The sequence below is a fragment of the Dehalococcoidia bacterium genome (assembly GCA_028711995.1).
Classification (GTDB): domain Bacteria; phylum Chloroflexota; class Dehalococcoidia; order SZUA-161; family SpSt-899; genus JAQTRE01.
Map to the genome: position 1 here is coordinate 1 of JAQTRE010000069.1, position 5,318 is coordinate 5,318.

Sequence of the window (5,318 nt, forward strand, 5' to 3'; positions counted from 1 at the left end):
AATATCGATAGTTTTTGTGAGATTAAGCATGAGGCCTTACCTTTTTGATGTGTGAGCAAGAAATGGGGTTCCTATCACACGGCCATGTTGCTGCGTCTGAGACAACCACATCTGATTGACACCGATAACTAATTATTGTAAGATTCAGCTTGCCAAGTTGAGCAATTGCGCTCAAGATTTACCATCGAAGAACCGCAGGAGGAAAAATGATCAAGAGAATCGACCATGTGGCAATAGCCGTCAAAAGTCTTGATGAAGCCGTAAAAAACTTTGAGCACTTATTCGGAGTCAAGTGCAGTAAGATCGAAGAGGTTCCTGACCAGGGTGTAAAGGCCGGCATTTTCCTTCTTGGCAATACCGAAATCGAATTTCTGGAGCCGACGAATCCCAATGGTGGCGTGGCCAAGTTCGTGGAAAAACAGGGCGGCGGAATCCATCACATTTGCCTGGAAGTGGATGACACCGATGCGGAACTCCAGAAGATCGAATCCAAAGGGGCAACCTTGATCGATAAGAAAGGCCGAAAGGGACTTGCCGGGAAGATCGGCTTTATCCATCCCAAATCCGTGAACGGTGTTCTGATCGAGCTGGCCCAGAAGACCCATGCGCATTAGGGCATGAAGTGGCAACTGAACGCTATCGGCCTCAAATAGGCGAGACAAAGGAGGTTCTTCCACCGTGGCTGAGAAAAGAATCCGAGTACTAGTCGCAAAGCCAGGCCTCGATGGCCATGATCGCGGGGCGAAGGTTATCGCACGGGCCCTGCGAGATGCTGGCATGGAAGTCATATATACCGGCATACGCCAAACGCCGGAAATGATCGCCGAAGCTGCCCTGCAAGAGGATGTGGATGTTGTAGGGTTGAGCATCCTTTCAGGAGCCCACACGGAGCTGTTCCCGCTCATCATAAAGGAGCTCCAGAAGAGAAAGCTAGGTGACGTGCTTGTTGTGGCCGGGGGCATAATCCCCGAAGATGACCGGCCGGAGCTGAGCAAGATCGGGATCAAGGCGATCTTTGGCCCTGGAACTCCCACCCTGGAAATTGTCGATTATATCAAGAAAGCCGCCGCAGAAAAGAACTAGGCTTTCGGGAGGCTATGGATGTCTGGCCATTCTAAGTGGTCTACCATCAAGCGCGCCAAAGGCGCAGCGGATGCCAAAAGAGGGCAGCTGTTCACTAAGCTGGGACGCGAAATTACCATCGCCGCCCGAGAGGGTGGCGGTGATCCCGTCGCTAACTCCAGACTCCGATTGGCCATACAAAAAGCCCGTGACAGCAACATGCCGGTGGACAATATCGAACGAGCTATCAAAAAGGCCACTGGCGGTGGAGAAGGCGCAGCGCTAGCTGAAATGTCTCTGGAAGGCTACAGTCCCGGTGGCGCGGCGTTGCTTCTCCAAATACTGACCGATAATCGAAATCGCACGGTCTCTGAAGTCCGCAACATTTTCACTCGTGCCAATGCTAACCTGGGTGAAGCCGGATGCGTTTCCTGGGTCTTCGATCAGAAGGGCTTCATGACTGTGGAGGCGGAGAAAGACGCCGATGACATCGTCCTCAAGGCCATTGATGCCGGTGCTGATGATGTGAAGACGGAAGGCAACGTGATCGAAATCTACACCAAGCCTGAGGATTCGGAAGCGGTCCGAAAAGAAATGGAAAAGGGCGGCGTGACCGTTTCTTCAGCGGAAATCACTCTCATCCCCAAGACCTTGATGAAACTGAGTGACAAAGACGCTCTCCAAACGCTGAAACTCCTGGATAAGCTGGAAGACATCGATGGGGTTCAACACGTGTTTTCCAACGCCGACTTCACTGATGAAGTCGTTGCCAGCTACCGGGCGGGATAAAGCCGGATTTTGCTCTGGCCTTCCCTCCCCGTCTTGGATGCGGAGATTGCAGTAAAAAAGCCTGTACCCTGAATCAAGCTCAGGATACAGGCTTTTTTTGATCAATCAGCTTCTTTCAGTCAGCCCGTGCTGTTTTCCGGTTTGCCTCCCGACTTCTTGGCCCTCACGAACAGGAAAGCCCCTGCCAGAATCCAGATGGCTCCCAGGCCAAATCCGATCCATAATCCATATTGAGTGGCCCAAAGAAGCTGGGTTTTGTAGTGTTTGGCGTCGGAAACTTTTTCCGCCGTCGTTTGGGTGGAGTACTCTTGAGTGATAACCACGAGTGCTGGCGTCTCACCCGCTTGGTTCTTGACTGTTCGGGTGCTCTTCCCGTAGACAGTGATTCCTGTGCAAGGCTCCACCTTCTCCTCGATCACTAGGTCAATGAAGTAGGAATCGCGTTCGATGTCCTTTTCATCGGTGATAAAGGTATAAACGTCCAGCCCGGCGATTTCATCTTCACCATCATATCGCGCATATGGAGCGCTTCTGGCAGTGTCCGACCATAAAACGTAATCCTTCTTTTTCACACCGATGGGGTATCCCCACAGCGCCTCCCGCTCTCGATCCTCATAATCTGGAGCCGAAACGTATTCACGGGAGGACCGGTCAACTGACATCGTATATGTTGTGTTTAGGAAGTCAACAGCAGGAATCTCTGGATTGAACTTGAGCTCCTCCGAAATATAGAGCGCTCCATCTTTGTCACCAGTGGCCCATTGATGGCGTTCGATGGTCACCGGGGTCTTAGGCGCATTCTCACCTAGCGCGACATACTGCACGGTCGCGTCAATCAAGAAGGTCTCATCCAGGTCGGTGGGCAGCTTCTCGTACTTCGGCTCGATGAGGGTGATCCAGATGATCGAGAGCGCTATGATGAGTATGCCCAGCCGGATCAACCAGGAGCCCCACGTTTTACTTTTTCCCATAATTACACCTCTTTGAATAGACTCTACCCCTTTCTCATCGGGGCAACCTTCCAAATATGCGCGGATGGTCGATCGATGGCAAGCCAGAATCACTATCCGGCAAGCAGGTCTGCAGAGGAATGCTACTATAAGAATCCGGCGCCTGTCAAAGGGGCTAGCCTGTAGATTTAGTGAGCAGCCAGAAGAAAGCTTTCCATCAAGTCAGCCTTGCCCTTTCTTTAGTGACCAGGCACTTGCTGTCAGAAAGACCGCCGCAAATCCCAGCAACGCCACGATATCGAGCCATATCTGTCCGATATTCCAGCCTCGTAAGAGTACCGACCGCATAGCGTCGACCCCGTAAGTGGGAGGAATGAGATACGAGAGCGGCCTCAGAACCGAAGGGATCGCCTCCACCGGCCAAAAGATTCCAGAGAGTAGAAACGTCGGCAGAACAATCATGGGCACAAACTGAACCGCCTGCGCTTCTCGTTTGGCAGCGCTGGAAAGCAGGATTCCCAGACTTACGCTTACGATTGCCAACAGGGCAACGATAAGATAGGCCAAGAGCGGGTTTCCCACCACCATGATATCAAAGACCAGCGTGGCCACGATAAACAAGAGGGATGCCTGGAACATCCCGATGATGCCAAACGCCATGGCATAACCCAGAACAATCTCTCCTTCCCGCATCGGCGAGGCCCTCAGCCGCTCAAGCGTGCCGCTGGTTCTTTCGCTGACAAACGCCAGCAGGGTCAACAGTATGGTGAACAGAAAGATGGCAAAAGCCATAATTCCCGGCACAAAGAAATCGATGAACTCGGCCCCTTTCCCATAGACCGGCGCCTCCTCAATGGATACCGGCAGTTCCCTTCCGGATTGCGCGAGCGCAGCGGTCATCGCATCCTTTACCGATCTCATCAAAGCAGTGATAATGTTGGCATTACTCTTATCATCCCGCACAAGGATGGCGGTATCTCCGGCATCGGGCATCCCCTGCGCCTTCGCCAGCACGTTCTGAGAAAACCCCTCGGGAAAAACGATCGCCGCCCACGCATCACCGTCCTTAACTTTCCGGACCGCATCAGACTCGTTTTGCATCATGTGGACATTGAGGGTGTCTTCATCGAGGTTAGCGATAACGGCCTTGGAGATCGGCCCGTCATCCAGATTCACCACAACCACATCGACGTTTTTGACATCGCCACTGAAGGCGACTCCAAAGATACACATTGCCAGAATCGGAGCGATGATGATGAGCGCCAGAGTGCGTCGGTCATGCCTCAGCCCTCGGAATATCCTCTTGGTGATGGCAAATGCTCTTCGGAGTTTCATGATCTCTCCCTCCGGGCCAGCTTCAGGAAGGCGTCTTCAAGTGATTCGGCCCCTGCCGATTGGATGATCTGGGAAGGAGCCCCCTCTGCGATGAGGCTCCCCATTCGCATCAGTCCGATCTTGCTGCACCGATGGGCTTCATCCATATAGTGCGTGGTGATCACCACAGTGACTCCTTTTTCACGCAGGGAACCAAAATACTCCCAGAATGAAGCTCTCAGTTCGGGGTCCACTCCGACGGTGGGTTCATCCAGAAAGAGGAGTTCCGGCCGATGGATCATGCTGCATGCCAGCGACACCCGATGTCGCATCCCACCGCTCAGACTGGTTATGGTGGAATTGCGCCGTTCTTCCAGATCGACAAAGCGAAGGAGGTTCTTTTCCTCTCGCTCGATTTCCGCCTTGTTCATGCCATAGATTTCGCCAAAGAGCGCCATGTTCTCATGCACCGTCAAGTCAAGGTAAAGCGCGGTCTCCTGAGGCATGTACCCAATCCGGGGCAAGATCGTGAGATCTCCGGCCTTTTTGCCGAGAACGAGCGCCTCGCCGCTGGTGGGGCTGAGCAGACCGCAGAACATTTTGATTGCTGTCGTCTTTCCCGATCCATTGGGGCCCAAAAGACCGTAAGTCTCACCCCGCTCAATTTTTAAGTTGAGCCCGTTAACCGCCGTGAAAGCGCCATACTTCTTGACCAACCCTTTGGTTTCAACTGCAAGGCTGCTACTCGATTTCATTTGAACCTCCCTTCTCGGGAACCCCTTCCCCGCTTTGTCGAAGTCCATTCAAAATCACACCCGCCAAGGTGTCGGCCATGATCCTACTGCCTTTGTTGGCTGTCAAGAGGGAAATGGGGTGCTTGACCGGTCTCGGTCAAGCACCCCTACGAGGATATCCAGTCTCTCATTCTGGGATACGGTTACTCCAGAGTAGATGTCAGATAGGCATTGATCAGTTCGTCGACATCCCCATCGAGAACCGCATCAGGGTCGCTGGTTTCATAGCCGCTTCGATGATCCTTGACCATCTTGTAGGGATGCAGCACGTAGCTTCGTATCTGATTTCCCCAACCCGCGCTGACGTGCTCTCCCTTCAGTTTAGCCTGCTCCTCTGTTTTCTTCTCCAGGTCCACTTCCAGCAAACGCGCCGCCAGAACACGCATGGCGGTTTCCTTGTTTCTCATCT

7 protein-coding genes are annotated in these 5,318 nt (G+C 53.0%); 3 read left to right on the forward strand and 4 right to left on the reverse strand.

What is annotated here, in order from left to right; genetic code table 11:
* The first annotated feature begins 206 nt into the window (after nucleotides 1-206).
* The 3 genes from mce to PHV74_09975 all read left to right on the forward strand — a co-directional run bounded on the left by mce (nucleotide 207) and on the right by PHV74_09975 (nucleotide 1,851).
* Nucleotides 207-614: a methylmalonyl-CoA epimerase gene (gene mce, locus PHV74_09965; GenBank protein ID MDD5094689.1), complete on the forward strand. Its 408-nt coding sequence runs from the start codon at nucleotides 207-209 to the stop codon at nucleotides 612-614.
* 64 nt (nucleotides 615-678) lie between these two features.
* Nucleotides 679-1,083 carry a cobalamin B12-binding domain-containing protein gene (locus PHV74_09970; protein ID MDD5094690.1) on the forward strand — a complete coding sequence of 135 codons (405 nt, stop codon included), beginning with the start codon at nucleotides 679-681 and terminating at the stop codon, nucleotides 1,081-1,083.
* Between the two features lie 18 nt (nucleotides 1,084-1,101).
* Nucleotides 1,102-1,851 carry a YebC/PmpR family DNA-binding transcriptional regulator gene (locus PHV74_09975; GenBank protein ID MDD5094691.1) on the forward strand — a complete coding sequence of 250 codons (750 nt, stop codon included), beginning with the start codon at nucleotides 1,102-1,104 and terminating at the stop codon, nucleotides 1,849-1,851.
* Between the two features lie 119 nt (nucleotides 1,852-1,970).
* Here the strand turns inward: PHV74_09975 and PHV74_09980 are convergent, their stop codons facing one another.
* From PHV74_09980 to PHV74_09995, 4 genes are all read right to left on the reverse strand, one after another.
* Nucleotides 1,971-2,822: a porin PorA family protein gene (locus PHV74_09980; GenBank protein MDD5094692.1), complete on the reverse strand. Its 852-nt coding sequence runs from the start codon at nucleotides 2,820-2,822 to the stop codon at nucleotides 1,971-1,973.
* A 201-nt stretch (nucleotides 2,823-3,023) separates the two neighbouring features.
* Nucleotides 3,024-4,136 (reverse strand): ABC-2 transporter permease, encoded by a 1,113-nt coding sequence (locus PHV74_09985; GenBank protein ID MDD5094693.1) that lies wholly within the window; start codon nucleotides 4,134-4,136, stop codon nucleotides 3,024-3,026.
* Nucleotides 4,133-4,870 (reverse strand): ABC transporter ATP-binding protein, encoded by a 738-nt coding sequence (locus tag PHV74_09990; protein MDD5094694.1) that lies wholly within the window; start codon nucleotides 4,868-4,870, stop codon nucleotides 4,133-4,135. The genes PHV74_09985 and PHV74_09990 overlap by 4 nt, the downstream gene beginning before the upstream one ends.
* 182 nt (nucleotides 4,871-5,052) lie before the next feature.
* Nucleotides 5,053-5,318 (reverse strand): peptide chain release factor-like protein (locus PHV74_09995; protein MDD5094695.1); only part of this gene is annotated, 266 nt, incomplete at its 5' end.

What these genes read in the sequence shown, in the direction of transcription:
- PHV74_09985 (MDD5094693.1), bottom strand. Translation starts at nt 4,136, where the DNA reads ATGAAACTCCGAAGAGCATTTGCCATCACCAAGAGGATATTCCGAGGG.
- PHV74_09980 (MDD5094692.1), bottom strand. Translation starts at nt 2,822, where the DNA reads ATGGGAAAAAGTAAAACGTGGGGCTCCTGGTTGATCCGGCTGGGCATA.
- PHV74_09990 (MDD5094694.1), bottom strand. Translation starts at nt 4,870, where the DNA reads ATGAAATCGAGTAGCAGCCTTGCAGTTGAAACCAAAGGGTTGGTCAAG.
- mce (MDD5094689.1), top strand. Translation starts at nt 207, where the DNA reads ATGATCAAGAGAATCGACCATGTGGCAATAGCCGTCAAAAGTCTTGAT.
- PHV74_09975 (MDD5094691.1), top strand. Translation starts at nt 1,102, where the DNA reads ATGTCTGGCCATTCTAAGTGGTCTACCATCAAGCGCGCCAAAGGCGCA.